The following is a 16,341-nucleotide window of genomic DNA, read 5'->3' on the forward strand; positions in this document are numbered from 1 at the left end:
GCCGCCTTCTTGCCGTGAACGATCAAGCCGTCACCGACAACCGCAGCGGTTGTCCATCGAGCGCATCGATAAGCGCCCTCGCTCGTCGATACGTCGCAGCCTCCTGGTGTGAACCCCGCTTGGTCGCGGCATCGATCCACGCATCGATATCGTCACGGTTGATATGCGCTGGCGTTGCGTTCCATTCGTCTGAGCCGGCTATCCCATCGACAGGTAGGATCACGACTTGCATGATCGCGGACAGCTCATCAAATGTAATGCGGCCGCTGAAATATAGATCATTCACGGTCGCTTCCACTGTCTTCAGCGTCATGTGCGCGAAGTCGATACGCTCGATCCCATCCGGTGTCGTGGCCTCTGCTTTCGTAACTGCATTATTTTTCTCCGTCCGGTTCGCGGATGGTTCGAGTGACGGGCTGGGTGGAACGGACGCAGGCATCATCGTGTACACGCGTTGTCTCCTTGACGCCGCTGATGCGGCCTCCAAGGGAAGCAAAGGCGATGCCTTCGAGGGGTATGTAGAGAACGACGCGGCCTTGGCCTACATGACGGCAAGCCAAGGCGTCGTGTTGTGATCCTGTGGGGGCGGGCTTACCAAAAATATGGCGACGCTTCCTGCTTGAACAGGACGATCTCTGAATTTGTTTAGCGGCTTGGACTAATAGAGTGCACGCGCAGCAATCGGCTGTGGTTTTTGGAAGAAACACGTGAAGCGAATGTTCTGTGTTGCGTTGTCCGGTGCGATGGCTCTGCCCTGTGCGGCTAGTGTGCAGGTCATCCAGGTGAAATCTGCCCTGGGTGGTAACGAATTTATCGCCGGAGGGAATTCTGTTTCGAGACACCATGGAGGAAATCCCGTTCTTGTGACCACGCGCGAGGCAGGGCGCGGTCAGGCATACGCGACCATGAACGGGGCCCAGCTTCGAGAGGTCTCGTCACGTCTCGTCTGCCGAAACGGTAGTGGCTGGGCCACTTGTAGAAACGGCCAGTCGGCGCAGGGCGAAGAGCGCGTATGGGATGCCACCGGTAAGGGAAATGGTACGTTCGCCATCCGTGTCACGGAGTGGGCGTGGCCGAAAAGCACTTCCACGACATCGTTCAGCATTCGCTGAGCCCGTGCATGTGCTGACTTTGTAGCAGCCATGAAGAGGAGCCCTCAATGGGGTTCATCCTCACGTCTGCCCGTTTCAGATTCGACCAGACGGCACTGCGCCAACGCCGACGCGAAGATTACGAACCTCCTCTTTCGTGTGGCTTCTCTTTACTCGCGTCGATCTTCGTTGTGTGACCGCCCCGCTCGGGCAAAGGTGCTGGAGTCGCTGTTGTCGTTTCGACTGCCTTGGTGCCAGTCCATGCGTCCCACCATTTACCGAGTCCCTCCGGAGTGATCTGCGTCACTCCGGCAGCCGTCACGGCGAGACCGGCAAGTGCGACCCAGACGTTCAGCCGGTTCAGTCGACCCGCCAGCTTCCTGTCCCGAGTTTCCTGTAGTTCTTTTTGTAATTCCTTCCTGTCCTGTGCGGCGATCCGCTCCTGTCGTTCCGAATCCCGCCTGCTTTCGCGGACTACCTGGGCAAGGCGCTCCACCTGTGACACTGCTTCCTGAAACTGCTCGGCAATGCTCTGCTTGTCCCTCAGGAGGCCGTAGAAATCACGCAGTTCCCTTGTGTTAGGTAGGACGGGATGGCCGAAATAATGCGCAGCCATGAAACAGGACACGTTGCTTAACGTGGCCTCCGCACGTGGTCCGGGCGTTTTGGCCGCCATGCTGATCGAGTTGGCGATATCGTAGAGTGCGTTCTGGTAGGCGATGGCGAGGGCATGCGCTTGTGCGGCCCTCGCTGCCCGGGAGGCGCCGTTTCCGTCGGCCATCACGGCGAAGCCCTGGGCATCCGCAAGACAACGAAGCCCATTTACCTCGGTGAACCAGCTTGCACGGATCTTCGTGTTGCCTCGCAAATATCGCGCCACCTCGAGATCGTCGTCCTTCTCGGAAGCCCAGAGGAAATGGCGTACGTCGTTGGACTCGATGATTTGCGGAAAGCCGGGGTGATCCTTCGCGTAAGCCTTGGCCTGCTTGTTGGCCTCGTCGTAATCCGCTTCGGGATCCACCCAGACAACGGCGACCGCCTGTTCGTAGGGGGAGTCGACGAAGAAGCGGAGCATTTCGTGACCACTCAGATCATCCGCGTTTGTCCAGGCGGAAGTCCTGGACGTGCGAATGGTCTCGGCAAGTGCGTTGACGAGGAACTTGCCCGGGAAGGGCTTATCCACGCGGCTGGCTGGACAAGACGAGCAATCGATCAGTACGGCCTTGTACATGGCTTCTCCATGAGAGTTCGAACGGGCACCGTCGACCGTATAACGGCGACAGGCGCCGAACCTTTAGCCCGACAGGAGAACGAGCCCTCAATGAGGGCTCGCCGTCGGCCGCACGATGAGCTCGTTCACGTCCACCTCGTCCGGCTGTTCGATCGCATAGCCGATCGCGCGTGCGATGGCGTCGGGCTGGATGGCGATGCGGCGATAGGCTTTCATCGCGTCGCGGGCGGCTTCATCGGAGATCGTATCGGCGAGTTCGGACTCGACGACGCCGGGTGACACCACCGTGACGCGGATGCAGTCGGTTTCCTGGCGCAGGCCATCGGAGATGGCGCGGACGGCGTATTTCGTGGCGCAATACACGGCAGCCGTCGGCGAGACGGCATGGCCGCCGATGGACGAGACGTTGATCACGTGCCCGCGGCGACGCGCTTCCATGCCCGGCAGCACAGCGGCGATGCCGTGCAGCACGCCACGCACGTTCACGTCGATCATGCGGTTCCACTCGCCCAGCTTCAGGGCGTTGAGCGGCGAGAGCGGCATGACGCCGGCGTTGTTGACGATGACGTCGACGGGGCCGAAGGTCGATTCGGCGAAATCGGCGAAGGCTTGCATCTGGTCGAAGCGGGTAACGTCCAGGGCACGGTAGGCGATGCGGCCAGGTTCCCTGGCGAGTTCTTCCGCGAGCGCTTGCAGGCGCTCGATCCGGCGCGCGCCCAGCAAGATGCGGTGACCCTGGCGGGCCAGGTGGCGGGCGGTCGCTTCGCCGATACCGCTGCTGGCGCCGGTGATGAGGATGACCTTGGATGCTTGCGTGTTCATGGCGGTGGCTCCGTGGTTTGCGATGGAGCCATGCTAGGCAGGAGGGCACCCGGCGCTAAGACCGGATACTTGCCCGTTCTTGCCTATTCCTATGGATTCCAAAAGATTGACTGGCTTATGGCGCGAGCGTATATCCCATTCCTATTGCCACCGACCTTGCCGCCTCGTCATGTCCCAGCCCGGTTCCATCGAAGTCCGTCGCGCCCGCATGGTCGACCTGATCACCCGGTTGGCGCCCTCGGAGGGCTATACGCTATCCGCCGTGGACGGCGTCGCCTTCATGCGTTCCAGCCGGCCCCTGGTGCGTACGCCGGCCTTGTACGAGCCGAGCATCGTCATCGTGGCGCAAGGCCGCAAGCGTGGTTTCCATGGCGGGCAGACCTACGTCTACGATGCGCAGCACTACCTCGCGCTGGCGGTGCCGCTGCCCTTCGAGATCGAGACGGAGGCCAGCGCGGAGGAACCGATGCTGGGCGTCACCATTCGCATCGATCTTGCTACGACCGCCGAATTGGCGCTGGCCGTGGACGATCTCCGCCCGCAAGCGGAGGTGCGGCCGGCCACCCTGTTCGCCACGCCCCTGGACGACCGTCTCGGCGATGCCGCGTTGCGGCTGCTCGAAGTGCTTTCCGATCCCGTGGAAGCGCGTCTGCTGGCACCTGGCATCGTGCGCGAGATCACCTATCGCGTATTGACCGGCGAGCAGGGTGGCGGGTTACGAGCGGCGCTGACGCAGGGCGGTCACTTCGGGCGGATCGCCAAGGCCTTGCGCCGCATCCACGCGGAGTACGCGCGCCCGCTCGATGTCGCCACCCTCGCCAGCGAGGCGAACATGAGCGTGCCGACCTTCCACACGCACTTCAAGGCGGTGACCACCACCTCGCCCATCCAGTACATCAAGGCGATGCGGCTGCATCATGCGCGCCTGCTGATGGTTCGCCGTGGCCTCAGCGCGGCCACGGCGTCGGAGCGTGTCGGTTACGAGAGCGCTTCGCAGTTCAGTCGCGAGTTCAAGCGCCTGTTCGGGCGAAGCCCGGTGGACGAGACACGGCAACTGAAGGACCTGCTCGACCTCGCGCCTTCTGTTCGCCACGTGTCGCCCGCCCGGCACGCGCTGGTGTCGTGAGCCCTGGCATGTCGCTGGGCGACGGCACGCGCAGCACGGCGGAGGCGCTCGAAGACCGCGTCCCCGGCACGCGTGTCGTGACCAGTCGAGGCCGTGCCTGGAACGATTTACTCGTGCAGGTCTTCCGCCGCGATCCTCACCAGGATCGCCTGCTCATACCGGCGGTACCCGAGCCGCTGATCGTCTGGGTGCTGTCGGGCGCGGCGACGGTCGAGGAACGCGAACTGGGCGGTCCATGGCGTTCGAGCCGGGTGACGCGCGGCGACTTCTTCCTCGCGCACGCGCCGGCGCCTTACGAACTACGCTGGACGTCGGAAGGTGAAGAGCCCTTCGAGGTCATGCATCTCTACCTTGGTCAGTCATTGCTCGCACGTGTGGCGGGCGAGGTCTTCGATGGCGCGGGCGACGTCGTGTTGCGGGAGGTGTCGGGCGGCCGCGACACCTTGCTTTCCAGTTTGCTGGAACCGTTGTGGCGGGAATTGATGTCGGCGCGCGAGGCCAGTGCGATATTCGTGCAAGGCCTCGCGCAGGCACTGTGCGTGCACCTGCTGCGGCATTACGGAGCCCCTTCGCACCCTCCGGCGCGGCCACGCGGCGGCTTGCCCGCCTTCAAGCTGCGCCAGGCCACCGAACACCTGGAAGCGCGGCTCGACCGCGAGTTCGAGCTGGCGCCCCTTGCGCACGCGGTGGGCTTGAGTGAGTTCCATTTCTGCCGGGCATTCAAGCGAAGCACCGGCTTTCCTCCGTCGCGCTACTTCATCCGCCTGCGCATGGAACGCGCTCGCCGGCTGTTGCGCGAGACATCGCGGCCGGTGATCGAGATCGCCCTGGATGTGGGCTACACCAGCGCAAGCCACTTCGCGCAGGTGTTCCGCCGCGAGGTGGGCGTGTCGCCCAGCGATTACCGCGAAGGCACCTGAGCGCAAGATCCCGACAGGCCGGGCAATCCCACGAGAGAGCCGCTTCCGGGCAAGGCGCACGCTTTGTCCCGTGCTCGAACCGTTGCCGTCCGCATCGGTGGCACGTGAATCGAAGGAGACCTCTCATGACACTCAAAGGCAAGATCGCCCTCGTTACCGGCGCTTCGAGCGGCATCGGCGCCGCCACCGCCATCAAGCTGGCTTCGCATGGCGTGAAGGTGGGCCTTGCCGCCCGACGTACCGACCGCTTGCACGCCATCGTCCAGCAGATCCGTGACGCTGGCGGCGAAGCCATCGCGCTCGAGATGGACGTGGTGGATGAATCATCCGTCCAGGATGGCGTCAAGCGGCTGGCCGATACGTTCGGCACGATCGACATCGTTTTCAACAACGCGGGCCTCATGCCGATCTCGGAAGTCGACGCGCTGAAGACCGGCGAGTGGCATCGCATGGTGGACGTGAATGTGAAAGGCCTGCTCAACAGCACGGCCGCCGTGCTGCCTTACATGCGTGCCCAGCGCTCGGGACACATCGTCAACACGTCGTCCATCGCCGGCCGCAAGGTGTATCCGGGGCTGGCCGTGTACTGCGCCACGAAACACGCGGTCAGCGCGTTCTCGGAGGGGCTGCGGATGGAGATCGGCAAGAAGCACAACATCCGCGTCACCAGCATCCAGCCGGGGGCCGTGGACACGGAACTGTTCGAACACATCTCCGACCAGGAGCAGCGTGGACAGATGGAAGGCCTGCGCGAGCAGATGGCGTTCCTGAAGGCGTCCGACATCGCCGACACGGTGCTGTTCGCCCTGCAGGCGCCGGACTATATGAATGTCGCCGAGCTGTTCGTGCTGCCCACCGATCAGCCTTGGTGAGGCCGGGCCGGGATCACGGCGGAAGCGAAGGCGTCGTCTTCTCGATGATGCGCATCGACTCGGCGTTCTTCGCTTCCCATGCCGCGATATCGGCCTTGTTCATCGGGGTGTCGTGGACGATCGCCGGCCGTTCGTTGATCGTGCTCATGGGCCGTTGCGAGGTGAGCGCGGGGAGCGTGGCCGGGGCACGGCGCGCCTGTGCCATCTCATTGGCGGTTCGCGCCACCGTCGCCCGCAGTGCCTCGACCTGGGCCACGTGGATCTCGCGGATGTAATAGCTGTACAGCACCGCCATCGCCACCGCCATCGTGACGACGGCGCCGACAGCGGCGATGACCGGCGAGCGGTTCGTGCGGGATGTGCGGGCTCGCCGTGTCTCGCGAATCCAGGCCGGCATGTCCTCCAGCGACGCATGTGGCATGGCCGGCTCCTCCACCGGGCCGAGCATGACCCGTATCGTCTTGCCGTCGATCAGGCGGATGTGCCGGAACTTCGCCGCGGCCTCGATCGCGGCCGCGGTGAATTCGCCGGACGTGACGACGATGGCGCCCGTGGCGCCCGCCGTGTGCATCACGCCGATGAGCTGGTGCACATCGTTGTGCGGCACCTTCCAGCAGTTCCAGTGCTTGCATTGCACCAGGACGATTTCCTGGTCGCGGAACAGCTTGAGGTCGATGCCGCCGTCGGTGCGGTTCGTCCCGCCGCCCGTGCCCACGTGCTCCACCCGGAAACCGGCGCCGCGGTAGTGGTCGGCGACCAACCGCTCGAAGGTCTCCCATGAGACACGGCTCAAGGCATCGTCGTGGCGATGGCTGACCGGTTTGAAGCCGCTCATCGGACGGCCCCCGGCACGTGAAGCGGTCGCCGGTCTCGCTGGATGCATGTCGGCACTGCCATGGTTCTCCCTTTCCCGACGCGGCGCGGCCCCCCGGCTGGCTGGTCGGAACCGGCCGAATATATCGAAACCTCGGACGGATTCCTGTAGGCGAAAGACTACATCTCGATCTAAATCCATACGAATCATGGGCAGCTCGTAGAATGCTTTCCGCTAGCCGGCACCCGGCGCAATGGAAGGTCTGCCCATGACGATGACGATTCGAACGGTTTCCGCGGCGCTGCTCCTGGCGCTTCCACTGGGGTCCCACGCGGCCGGTTTCGATTGCGCCAAGGCGTCCACGGCGGTCGAGAAGGCCATCTGCGCCTCGCCGAAGGTCTCCGCCCTCGATGGACAACTCGCCGACGCCTTCCGCGTCGCCCTGGCGAACCACCCCGGGAAGGCGGATGCGCTGAAACTCGACCAGCGCCATTGGCTGGCCCAGCGTGACGAGGCGATTGCCGGCTTCCTCGGCGATCATCCGGGCAAGCCCTTGTCCGCCGACGTGGCGTCGTATCCTTCGCGCATCGCCTTCTTGCGTGGCCTCGACAGCAAGGCGCCGAAGCCGCTGGACATGGTTCAGGCTTCGTTGTCGCGCCTGCCTTCCGGCTCACACGACGTGCTCGGCGACCTGGCGAAGGCGGGCGTGGATATCGCCATCGCCACCGACGTGCCGGTAGAAGACGCCAAGGCCTTTCCTTACGAACCGGACGCGGGCTTGCATGAAGCCCTGGCCGGGCTCGACGCGTCGTCCGGTTATCGGAAGCTGCCGGGCTCGCCGGTCAGTTCCTTGTTCTCCGTCGGTGGGACGGCCCACTGCTGGACGGAGGCACCATTCCGGATCGAGGGCAAGAAAGCCATCACGGTCGAGGCGCCTGGGGCATGGGCATCGGACTGCATGTCGCTGCATGGGATGGCCCGCGTCGGCGGCGATGTCATCGCGACCGTGCTGTCCAATCCGTCGCCGGATGAAATGAACATCGAGGTCGGCCGCTGGGAAGGCCGTGCGTTCGGGCCGGATGCCCAGCTCACCCTGCGTTTCGATCATGCGCTGGCGCCCGCCGGTAGTGCCTGCGCGCCCAAACAATCGCCTTGCGACGACTTCACCACGGCGGCCATGGTCGCCGTCACCCGCTACGAGCGCAGCCCGATGCAGGGCACGCTCGACCGGCCGCTCAAAGGTGCGGAGAAGCCGGCGTACGACGCGGCGGTCGCCGCCGCGCGGGCGCCTTCCGGCATCGCCCCCAAGGGAGATACATCGAGCTATCCCGACTTGCCGGCCTTCGGCACCGACATCGCATCCGGCCAGATGACCGGCTACGGTCCCGAGGCGACGTTCTTCCCGATCACCTTCCGCGGCGAGTCCTTGCTGGGCTTCATCGGCCACGGTCATATCGGTTGGCGCATCAACGACGACTGGCTGGTGTCCGCGTGGCGCCTGAAAAACGGCAAGCTGGAACCGGTGGCCTCGGCCTACATCACGGTGAAACGCGGGCCGTTGTTGCTGTCGTCTATCGTGCCGCCTCCGCCTCCGGAGCAGCATTGATCGCATATCGACCGCCGCCCCGGTGGAAACGGTTCTCGGTGGGAGCCGACCTTGTCGGCACCCCGCGGCAGCGGGCCAGGTTACGGCAAGCACCCATCGCCGCTGAAGCGGCTCCCACAAGAGCGGCTCCCACAAGAACCGCCTCATAGGGCAGCAGAGCGGACCCCGCTGGAAACCGATGCTTCTGTCGGTCAGGCCTTGCGACGGCGCAGCGCGTAGCCGATGCCCAGGATGGCGAACCACACCGGGCTGGCGATCAAGGCTTGCCGCGTATCGCTTTCGAGCGCCAGCAAGACCAGCACGAAGGCGAAGAAGGCCAGGCATACCCAGCACATGACCACGCCGCCGGGCATCTTGTAGCTGGACACCGCGTGCAGTTCCGGCCGGTTCTTCCGGTAGGCGATGTAGGCGATGAGGATCAGCGACCAGACGAACATGAAGAGGATCGCGGCGAGCGTCGTCACCAGGGTGAACGCCGTGACCAGGTTCGGGATCACGTATACCAGCATGGCACCGCCGAGCAGGCAGATGCACGAGAAGAGCAGGCCGCGCGAAGGCACGGCCGCCTTCGACAGGTGCTTGAAGGTCGACGGCGCATGGTCTTCCTCGGCCAGGCCGTAGAGCATGCGGCTGGTGGAGAAGATGCCACTGTTGGCCGACGAGGTGGCCGAGGTGAGCACGACGAAGTTGATCAGGCTGGCGGCGGCGGGGATGCCCGCCAGCACGAACAGTTCCACGAAGGGGCTCTTGCCCGGCAGCACCTGCCGCCATGGCGTCACCGCCATGATCACCACCAGGGCGAGCACGTAGAACAGGATGATGCGCACGGGGATCGAGTTGATCGCCTTGGGCAGGTTGCGTTCCGGGTCGGCCGTCTCGGCCGCGGTGGTGCCCACCAGCTCGATGCCGACGAAGGCGAACACGGCGATCTGGAACCCGGCGAAGAATCCACCGATGCCCATCGGGAACATGCCGCCGTCGCTCCACAGGTTGGTCAGCGAGGCCACGTGGCCATCGGGCGAGCGGAAGCTCCAGGCGACCATGCCGAAGCCGGTGACGATGAGCGCGCAGATGGCGATGATCTTGATCAACGCGAACCAGAACTCCAGTTCGCCGAAGAGCCTTACCGTGGTGAGGTTCAACGCCAGCAGAAGGAGTACGCAGAGCACCGCGGGTATCCATGGCGCGAGGCCGGGGAACCAGAATTGCGCGTACGAGGCGATGGCGATGACATCGGCGATCGCCGTGATGATCCAGCAGAACCAGTAGGTCCAGCCGCAGAAGAATCCGGCCCACGGGCCGAGCAGGTCGGTGGAGAAGTCGATGAAGGACTTGTAGCCGAGGTTGGAGAGCAGCAGTTCGCCCATCGCGCGCATGACGAAGAACAGCATCACGCCGATGATGAGGTAGACGAAAAGGATGGACGGGCCGGCGAGGCTGATCGTCTTGCCCGATCCCATGAACAACCCGGTGCCGATGGCACCGCCGATGGCGATCAGCTGCAGGTGGCGGTTCGACAGGCTACGCCTGAGGTGCTCGGGTGACTGCTCAGGCGCATGGCTCATCGGCATTCGGCTCGGCTTGGGACGGAAGCGGGCACCATACGGGCAGGGGTGGGGTGACGGCAAGGCGGGGTTCGATGCTTTGGGGCTCGCTGCGCCCTGTACTATCCAGCCAGAACGCGACACTTATCCCGCCCCGGAGCCGCCCTGCATGATCGACCCTGCCCATATCGCGCTGATCGAGGCTTACCTCGACGCGTACAACCGCTTCGATATCGAGGGCATGCTTGCCACGCTGTCCGACGACGTGCGCTTCGAGCACTACAGCGGCGGTGAGTTGAGCGTGGCGACCGATGGCAAGGCGGATTTCGAGAAGCTGGCACGGGTGGGTGCGACCATGTTCGCTTCGCGCCAGCAGTTCGTGACCGAGCTGCGCGAGGTTGGCGAAGCCGGCGACACGGTGGTCGCGGACATCCAGTTCCATGGCGAGATCGCCGACGATATTCCCGACGGTCCCGGCGCGGGCACCGTCATCGAAATGCGTGGTACGTCGGCATTCCGCTTCGCAGGCGGGAAGATCGCCCAGGTTATCGACAACGCCTGATCGGGACTCAAGCCACCACGCGTTCGACCGCCGCCAGCAAGGCCTTGCGATCGTAGGGCTTGGCCAGGTAGGCCATGGTCTGGCCAAGCCATGGGTGCTGCTCCTTCATCTCCCCCGAGGTCACCACGACAGGCATGTCCGCATGGCGCATGGCCAGGTCCTGGCCGGACAGCGAGCCCGGCATGCGCAGGTCGGTGAACAGGACATCGGCTTTTTCCGTCTGCAACCATCGTTCGGCGGTGTCGCCATCGGGTACCGTATGCACGCGATGACCCTCTCCTTCGAGGATCATCGCAGTGAGTTCGCGGATGAGATCGTCGTCCTCCACGAGAAGGACGACGAGGGGACGTGCAGTGGCCATGGCGTTCCGCTTGCGGGGGAGGATTGTCTGCGATGCAGATAGCTCCGCGTGGCGTGAATGCGGTGTCAAGGATCGGCGACGCCAGGTCTGGCTCGCTCAGAAGCCTTCGAGCACGATCTTGCCTTTCGCCTTGTGGCTTTCGATGAGCTTGTGCGCGCGGCGAAGGTTCTCCGCCGTGATCGCGCCGAAGTGCTCGCCGAGCGTCGTGCGCAACACGCCGCTATCGACCAGTTCCGCCACGCGGTCGAGCAGGTCGTGTTGCTCGCCCATGTCCGGCGTCTGGTAGGTCGAACGGGTGAACATCGACTCCCAGTGCAGCGAAATGGACTTGCGCTTGAGCTTGGTCGCATCGAGCGACGCGGGATCGTCGATGAGTCCGAACTGGCCTTGCGGCTTCACGATGTCGACGATCTGCTCGTAGTACGCGTCGGTGTGGGTGAGGCTCACCAGGTGGTCGACCTGTCCGATGCCGAGCGCCTCCAGTTGCGGGGCGAACGGCTTGCCGTGATCGATCACGTGATGCGCGCCGAGTTCTCGCACCCAGTTCGCCGTTTCCTCGCGCGAGGCGGTGCCGATGACCGTGAGCCCGGTCAGGCGGCGGGCCAGTTGCACGAGGATGGAACCCACGCCGCCACCGGCGCCGATGATGAGGATCGACTCGCCGTGGTTGCCACCTTCGACGATCTTCAGGCGATCGAACAGCATCTCCCATGCGGTGATCGCGGTCAGCGGCAGGGCGGCCGCATCGGCGTCGCCGAGGCTGCGTGGCTTGCGGCCGACGATGCGTTCGTCGACGACCTGGAAGGGTGCGTTGCTGCCCGGGCGAAGCAAGGAGCCGGCGTAGAACACTTCGTCGCCTTCCTTGAACAGGGTGACCTCGGCGCCCATCGCGGCCACGGTGCCCACGGCGTCGAAACCGAGGATGCGTGGCGCCGCCGTCGGCATATTGTTCCTGACCTTGGTGTCGACCGGGTTCACGGACACCGCGCGGACGGCGACCAGGAGGTCGCGCGGGCCAGGCACGGGTTGGGGCAACTCCATCTCGACCAGGGCATTCGGGTCGTCGATGGGCAGGCCGTGCTGGGTGTAGACGATCGCTTTCACAGGGGGCTCTCCGTTGGGAATGCGCCATCGTCCTCCTTCCAGCCCGGGTGAAAAACCCATGAACCGCGCCATCAGTTTCATCGTTGCGTTGAAGATCGGTTGCTTCAGGGCCTGCGGCGGCACGGACACCCTTGGCGGACCCCGCCAAAATGACCGATACCCAGGTTCCACTTCTGCCCCTATGATGCGCCCCACGATCGACAGCGTTTCAGGGGGAACGGTATGTCGGAGGGGAAAACGGGCAGCGTGCTCGGCGACCGTCGTTTCGTCGCCGAGATGGATGCCCTGCAGAAGTTCGGCCGCATGGAGCGGGAAGCGCAGCTGGGCGATGCGCAGGCGCAGTTCGTGGTGGCGCGGATGTTTGCCGAGGGCGACCACGTCGCCCAGGACCGCCTGCGCGCGGCGCACTGGTTTCGTCGCGCCGCGGAGCAAGGCCATCTCGAAAGCCAATGCCGCCTCGCCGCGCATTATGCGGAAGGCCTCGGTGTTCCGCGCGATCCGTTCGAAGCGGCCGGCTGGTACCGGCGCGCGGCGGAAGCCGGCTCGGCCGATGCGCAGAGTGCCCTGGGCACGCTTTACGCGCGCGGCCACGGCGTCGCCCTGGATCGCCGGGAGGCGCTGCGCTGGTGGGGCCGCGCGGCGGACCAGAGCCATGTGCAGGCATGCGTGAACCTGGGCGTCTCTCATTATTTCGGCCGTGGCGTCCCCCGGGACGCCGAACTCGCCTTCGCCTTCTACAGCCGGGCCGTGGAACGTGGCGCCCCAGGTGCGCGTGGCTATAGCGACGCGCTGTGCAGCCTCGCGCACATGTATTGCGACGGTATCGGCGTGGCTCGCGACCCGGCCATGGGTGCGCACCACTACCGGCGCGCGGCGGAACTGGGCAGCGGTATCGCGCAGTTCACCCTGGGCAAGCTGTACCTCGACGCCAGCGCGCAACCCGAGGACCGCGAGCAGGCGCGCTATTGGCTCGGCCGCGCCGCCGAACAAGGCGACGGCGAAGCCCGCCGCCACCTCGCCACGCTGGATGCCGAACCTGCTCCGGCCGACGGGGATGCCGTGGCGGCGCCTTCGCCGGAACGGCTGGCCCAGCTCGGCCCCCAGGACGCGGCGGGACAATTCCTGCTCGGCCAGCGGTTGGCTTCCGGCGACGGCGTGGCGCGCAACGATCGCGAAGCCGTCCGCTGGCTCGCACTGGCGGCGGAGCGCGGGCATGTGGCCGCCCAGTACGCGCTGTCGCGGATGATCGATGCCGGCCGCGGCGTTCCCCGAAACATCGAGGAAGTGCTGCGCCTGCTGCGTTGCGCGGCCGGGGCCGGCCATGCCGATGCCCAGTTCGAACTGGGCGTGCTGCACGGGCGCGGCGACGGGGTACCGCGCAACCAGGCGATCGCCCGGGCCTGGTTCCGCAAGGCGGCCGCTCGCGGGCACCTGAAGGCGCTGCGCAAGCTGGAACGGCGATCCTGGTGGCGGGTCTGGTAGGTTCCCGCGCCGCAACATCCTGCGGGCGTGACTTCCGGCGCTTCCTTTCTCGCCGGGCCGGGACGACCATCGCGGGATCGATCGAACCCAAGGGCCTCCGAATGCGTACTCCTCTCGTCAGCGCGATCGCTTTCGCGCTCGCCGGTCTATCCGCCGTAGCCGTCGCCGCCCCGGTCGACGACAGCAGCCAGCTCGCCACCACCCAGCTGCCCCGGAGCGTGCGCCCGACGCATTACGACGTTTCCGTCGTACCGCATGCGGACAAGCTCGCCTTCGACGGCAAGGTCGCCATCGGCATCGACGTGCTGGAGCCCACCGCGTCCATCACGCTCAACGCGGTGGACATGACCTTCGCCCACGTGACCCTCGTCCCGGCGAAGGGCAAGGCGAAGTTCACGGCGCCCAAGGTCGCGATCGACGCGGATGCGCAGACCGTCACCTTCACCTTCGACCATGCCGTTCCCGCGGGCAGCTATACGCTGTCGATGGACTACACCGGCAAGATCGGCACGCAGGCCAATGGCCTGTTCGCGATCGACTACGACACCAAGGCCGACGGCAAGAAGCGCGCGCTGTACACGCAGTTCGAAAATTCCGATGCGCGCCGCTTCGTTCCCTCGTGGGACGAGCCGGCCTACAAGGCGACCTTCACGCTTTCGGCGACGGTGCCGAGCAACCAGATGGCGGTGAGCAACATGCCCGCCGCGTCGAAGAAGGACCTGGGTAACGGCCTGACCAAGGTCTCGTTCCAGCCTTCGCCGAAGATGTCCACCTACCTGTTGTTCTTCGGCCTGGGTGAATTCGATCGCGCCACCACGAAGAGCGACGGCGTCGAGATCGGCGTCATCACGCAGAAGGGGCTCACCTCGCAGGCGCAATTCACGCTCGACTCGGGCAAGGCCGTGCTGCAGGAATACAACGCGTATTTCGGCGTGCCGTATCCGCTGCCCAAGCTCGACAATATCGCCTCGCCGGGTTCGAGCCAGTTCTTCTCGGCGATGGAAAACTGGGGCGCCATCTATACCTTCGAGTACGCGCTGCTGCTCGATCCGTCCATCTCCACGCAGTCCGACAAGCAGGAAGTGTTCAACACCGCCGCCCACGAAATGGCGCACCAGTGGTTCGGCGACCTGGTGACCATGCGCTGGTGGGACGATCTCTGGCTAAACGAAGGCTTCGCCTCGTGGCTGGCCTCGCGCACCACCGAGCGCCTGCACCCGGAATGGCATACCAACCTCGAAGCAGTGTTCATCCGCGAAGCCGCGATGTCGCGCGACGCGGTGGCCACCACCCACCCGGTGGTGCAGCACGTGGCGACGGTGGAGCAGGCCAGCCAGGCCTTCGATTCGATCACCTATTCCAAGGGCGAATCGGTGATCCGTATGCTCGAGGCCTATGTGGGCGCGGATACATGGCAGAAGGGCGTGCAGGCGTACATCAAGGCGCACGCGTACTCGAACACGGTGTCCGACGATCTCTGGAAGGAAATCGACGCGGCGGCGGGCAAGCCGGTGAGCACCATCGCCCACGACTTCACGTTGCAGCCGGGCATCCCGTTGGTACGCGTGGAATCGGTGTCGTGCGCGAACGGCTCCACCACGCTGAAGCTGACGCAGGGCGAGTTCACCCGCGACCGCCCGGAGAAGAAGGCGCTTGCGTGGCACGTGCCGGTGATCGCGAAGACGGTCGGTGGCACCCCCTCGTCCACGCTGCTTTCGGACGGTACGGGCACGCTCACCGTGGCCGGCTGCACGCCGGTCCTGGTCAACGCGGGCCAGACCGGCTACTACCGCACCCTCTACGCGCCGGCGCAGATCAAGTCGTTGCAGGGCGCGTTCGCCAAGCTCGATCCGATCGACCAGCTCGGCCTCACCGCCGACGTCTGGGCGCTCGGCATGGGTGGCCTGCAGCCTGCTTCCGACGTGCTCGACCTGATCAAGGCCGCGCCGCTGGATGCCACGCCGCTGCTGTGGGATGGCATCGCCAGCGACTTCTCCACGCTCGATGATTACTACCAGGGTGACGTGAAGCGCCAGGCCGCGCTGCGCAAGTACGCGATCTCCCGCCTCGCGCCGAAGTTCGAGCAGGTGGGCTGGGAGGCGAAGCCGGGCGAGGAAGCGCCGGTGGCGGTGCTGCGTGCGCACCTCATCGGTACGCTGGCCCATCTGGGCGACGCGAAGGTCATCGCCGAGGCACGCCGCCGCTACGAGACGAACACGATGCCGGCCGAGTTGCGCAAGTCGATCCTCGCCGTGGTCGCCGCGCATGCGGACGCCGCCACGTGGGACAAGCTGCACGCGGAAGCCAAGGCGGAGAAGACGCCGCTGGTGAAGGATCGCCTGTACGCCTTGCTCGGCACGACGGAGGACGAGGCACTCGCCAAGCGCGCACTCGAGCTCGCGCTCACCGACGAGCCCGGTGCCACCAACAGCGCCGGCATGATCTCGGCGGTCTCGCGCGCGCATCCGGAGTTGGCCTTCGATTTCGCCGTGGCGCACAAGGAGACGGTCGATCATTTCGTCGACTCGACGTCCTCGGCGCGTTACTACCCGATGCTCGCCGGTGGCTCGCTCGACCTGGCCACGATCGACAAGATCAAGGCCTTCGCCGACAAGTACATCGCGCCGACCTCGCGCCGCGACGCGGAAACCAGCATCGCGAACATCCGCTACCGTGCCATGGTCCGCAAGGAACGCCTGCCGGCGATCGACGCGTGGCTGAAGAAGAACGGTTGATCGACACAGCTTGAGTGATGGGCCCGCCGGTCGCGAGACCGGCGGGCTTTTTTTTTGGTGGGAGCCGCTTC

General features: G+C 65.2%; 15 protein-coding genes. 8 read left to right on the forward strand and 7 right to left on the reverse strand.

Annotated elements, in window-relative coordinates:
• Positions 1 to 22 precede the first annotated feature (22 nt).
• Positions 23 to 451, reverse strand: a complete 429-nt coding sequence (locus J2T07_RS18745) for a hypothetical protein (RefSeq protein ID WP_306852274.1) — start codon at positions 449 to 451, stop codon at positions 23 to 25.
• Positions 452 to 743: 292 nt separating this feature from the next.
• Here J2T07_RS18745 and J2T07_RS19195 point away from each other — a divergent pair, with 292 nt between their 5' ends.
• Positions 744 to 1,112, forward strand: coding sequence for a DUF4879 domain-containing protein (locus J2T07_RS19195; RefSeq protein ID WP_430539383.1), 369 nt, complete (start codon positions 744 to 746; stop codon positions 1,110 to 1,112).
• A 118-nt stretch (positions 1,113 to 1,230) separates the two neighbouring features.
• Here the strand turns inward: J2T07_RS19195 and J2T07_RS18750 are convergent, their stop codons facing one another.
• Positions 1,231 to 2,322, reverse strand: a complete 1,092-nt coding sequence (locus J2T07_RS18750; protein ID WP_306852276.1) for a hypothetical protein — start codon at positions 2,320 to 2,322, stop codon at positions 1,231 to 1,233.
• An 87-nt stretch (positions 2,323 to 2,409) separates the two neighbouring features.
• The gene (locus J2T07_RS18755) at positions 2,410 to 3,144 is read right to left on the reverse strand and encodes an SDR family oxidoreductase (protein WP_306852278.1); all 735 of its coding nucleotides are present in this window, start codon (positions 3,142 to 3,144) and stop codon (positions 2,410 to 2,412) included.
• A 169-nt stretch (positions 3,145 to 3,313) separates the two neighbouring features.
• Between J2T07_RS18755 and J2T07_RS18760 the strand changes: the two genes are divergently transcribed.
• The 3 genes from J2T07_RS18760 to J2T07_RS18770 all read left to right on the forward strand — a co-directional run bounded on the left by J2T07_RS18760 (position 3,314) and on the right by J2T07_RS18770 (position 6,062).
• Positions 3,314 to 4,270 (forward strand): AraC family transcriptional regulator, encoded by a 957-nt coding sequence (locus tag J2T07_RS18760; RefSeq protein ID WP_306852280.1) that lies wholly within the window; start codon positions 3,314 to 3,316, stop codon positions 4,268 to 4,270.
• Positions 4,267 to 5,190 carry a helix-turn-helix domain-containing protein gene (locus J2T07_RS18765; protein ID WP_306852282.1) on the forward strand — a complete coding sequence of 308 codons (924 nt, stop codon included), beginning with the start codon at positions 4,267 to 4,269 and terminating at the stop codon, positions 5,188 to 5,190. The genes J2T07_RS18760 and J2T07_RS18765 overlap by 4 nt, the downstream gene beginning before the upstream one ends.
• Before the next feature lie 125 nt (positions 5,191 to 5,315).
• Positions 5,316 to 6,062, forward strand: a complete 747-nt coding sequence (locus J2T07_RS18770) for an SDR family oxidoreductase (protein WP_306852284.1) — start codon at positions 5,316 to 5,318, stop codon at positions 6,060 to 6,062.
• 13 nt (positions 6,063 to 6,075) lie between these two features.
• On the opposite strand, the gene J2T07_RS18775 is transcribed toward J2T07_RS18770, so the two are convergent.
• On the reverse strand, positions 6,076 to 6,897 hold the full coding sequence (locus J2T07_RS18775; RefSeq protein ID WP_306852286.1) for a restriction endonuclease: 822 nt from the start codon (positions 6,895 to 6,897) through the stop codon (positions 6,076 to 6,078).
• 247 nt (positions 6,898 to 7,144) lie between these two features.
• On the opposite strand from J2T07_RS18775, the gene J2T07_RS18780 reads away from it, so the two are divergent.
• Positions 7,145 to 8,482: a lysozyme inhibitor LprI family protein gene (locus J2T07_RS18780; protein WP_306852289.1), complete on the forward strand. Its 1,338-nt coding sequence runs from the start codon at positions 7,145 to 7,147 to the stop codon at positions 8,480 to 8,482.
• 191 nt (positions 8,483 to 8,673) lie between these two features.
• Here J2T07_RS18780 and cycA read toward each other — a convergent pair whose 3' ends face one another.
• Positions 8,674 to 10,053: a D-serine/D-alanine/glycine transporter gene (cycA, locus tag J2T07_RS18785; RefSeq protein ID WP_430539380.1), complete on the reverse strand. Its 1,380-nt coding sequence runs from the start codon at positions 10,051 to 10,053 to the stop codon at positions 8,674 to 8,676.
• A gap of 142 nt (positions 10,054 to 10,195) precedes the next feature.
• Here cycA and J2T07_RS18790 point away from each other — a divergent pair, with 142 nt between their 5' ends.
• Positions 10,196 to 10,588: a nuclear transport factor 2 family protein gene (locus J2T07_RS18790; protein WP_306852293.1), complete on the forward strand. Its 393-nt coding sequence runs from the start codon at positions 10,196 to 10,198 to the stop codon at positions 10,586 to 10,588.
• A gap of 7 nt (positions 10,589 to 10,595) precedes the next feature.
• Here J2T07_RS18790 and J2T07_RS18795 read toward each other — a convergent pair whose 3' ends face one another.
• Both J2T07_RS18795 and J2T07_RS18800 read right to left on the reverse strand, forming a co-directional pair.
• Positions 10,596 to 10,949, reverse strand: a complete 354-nt coding sequence (locus J2T07_RS18795) for a response regulator (protein WP_306852295.1) — start codon at positions 10,947 to 10,949, stop codon at positions 10,596 to 10,598.
• 96 nt (positions 10,950 to 11,045) lie between these two features.
• Positions 11,046 to 12,053, reverse strand: coding sequence for a zinc-binding alcohol dehydrogenase family protein (locus J2T07_RS18800; RefSeq protein WP_306852298.1), 1,008 nt, complete (start codon positions 12,051 to 12,053; stop codon positions 11,046 to 11,048).
• 222 nt (positions 12,054 to 12,275) lie between these two features.
• On the opposite strand from J2T07_RS18800, the gene J2T07_RS18805 reads away from it, so the two are divergent.
• Together J2T07_RS18805 and J2T07_RS18810 are read left to right on the forward strand one after the other, a co-directional pair.
• Entirely contained in the window at positions 12,276 to 13,535 is a 1,260-nt protein-coding gene (locus J2T07_RS18805) for a tetratricopeptide repeat protein (RefSeq protein ID WP_306852302.1), read from the forward strand.
• 101 nt (positions 13,536 to 13,636) lie between these two features.
• Complete coding sequence (locus J2T07_RS18810; RefSeq protein WP_306852305.1) at positions 13,637 to 16,270, forward strand: M1 family metallopeptidase; 2,634 nt, start codon at positions 13,637 to 13,639, stop codon at positions 16,268 to 16,270.
• Positions 16,271 to 16,341 lie beyond the last annotated feature (71 nt).

Origin of the sequence: Luteibacter jiangsuensis, from assembly GCF_030812295.1 — a bacterium.
Taxonomy (GTDB): domain Bacteria; phylum Pseudomonadota; class Gammaproteobacteria; order Xanthomonadales; family Rhodanobacteraceae; genus Luteibacter; species Luteibacter jiangsuensis_A.

Coding starts and splice junctions, on each gene's coding strand:
- J2T07_RS18755 (WP_306852278.1), bottom strand. CDS start 3,144: ATGAACACGCAAGCATCCAAGGTCATCCTCATCACCGGCGCCAGCAGC.
- J2T07_RS18805 (WP_306852302.1), top strand. CDS start 12,276: ATGTCGGAGGGGAAAACGGGCAGCGTGCTCGGCGACCGTCGTTTCGTC.
- J2T07_RS18810 (WP_306852305.1), top strand. CDS start 13,637: ATGCGTACTCCTCTCGTCAGCGCGATCGCTTTCGCGCTCGCCGGTCTA.
- J2T07_RS18795 (WP_306852295.1), bottom strand. CDS start 10,949: ATGGCCACTGCACGTCCCCTCGTCGTCCTTCTCGTGGAGGACGACGAT.
- J2T07_RS18760 (WP_306852280.1), top strand. CDS start 3,314: ATGTCCCAGCCCGGTTCCATCGAAGTCCGTCGCGCCCGCATGGTCGAC.
- J2T07_RS18770 (WP_306852284.1), top strand. CDS start 5,316: ATGACACTCAAAGGCAAGATCGCCCTCGTTACCGGCGCTTCGAGCGGC.
- J2T07_RS18780 (WP_306852289.1), top strand. CDS start 7,145: ATGACGATGACGATTCGAACGGTTTCCGCGGCGCTGCTCCTGGCGCTT.
- J2T07_RS18790 (WP_306852293.1), top strand. CDS start 10,196: ATGATCGACCCTGCCCATATCGCGCTGATCGAGGCTTACCTCGACGCG.
- J2T07_RS19195 (WP_430539383.1), top strand. CDS start 744: ATGGCTCTGCCCTGTGCGGCTAGTGTGCAGGTCATCCAGGTGAAATCT.
- J2T07_RS18750 (WP_306852276.1), bottom strand. CDS start 2,322: ATGTACAAGGCCGTACTGATCGATTGCTCGTCTTGTCCAGCCAGCCGC.
- cycA (WP_430539380.1), bottom strand. CDS start 10,053: ATGCCGATGAGCCATGCGCCTGAGCAGTCACCCGAGCACCTCAGGCGT.
- J2T07_RS18775 (WP_306852286.1), bottom strand. CDS start 6,897: ATGAGCGGCTTCAAACCGGTCAGCCATCGCCACGACGATGCCTTGAGC.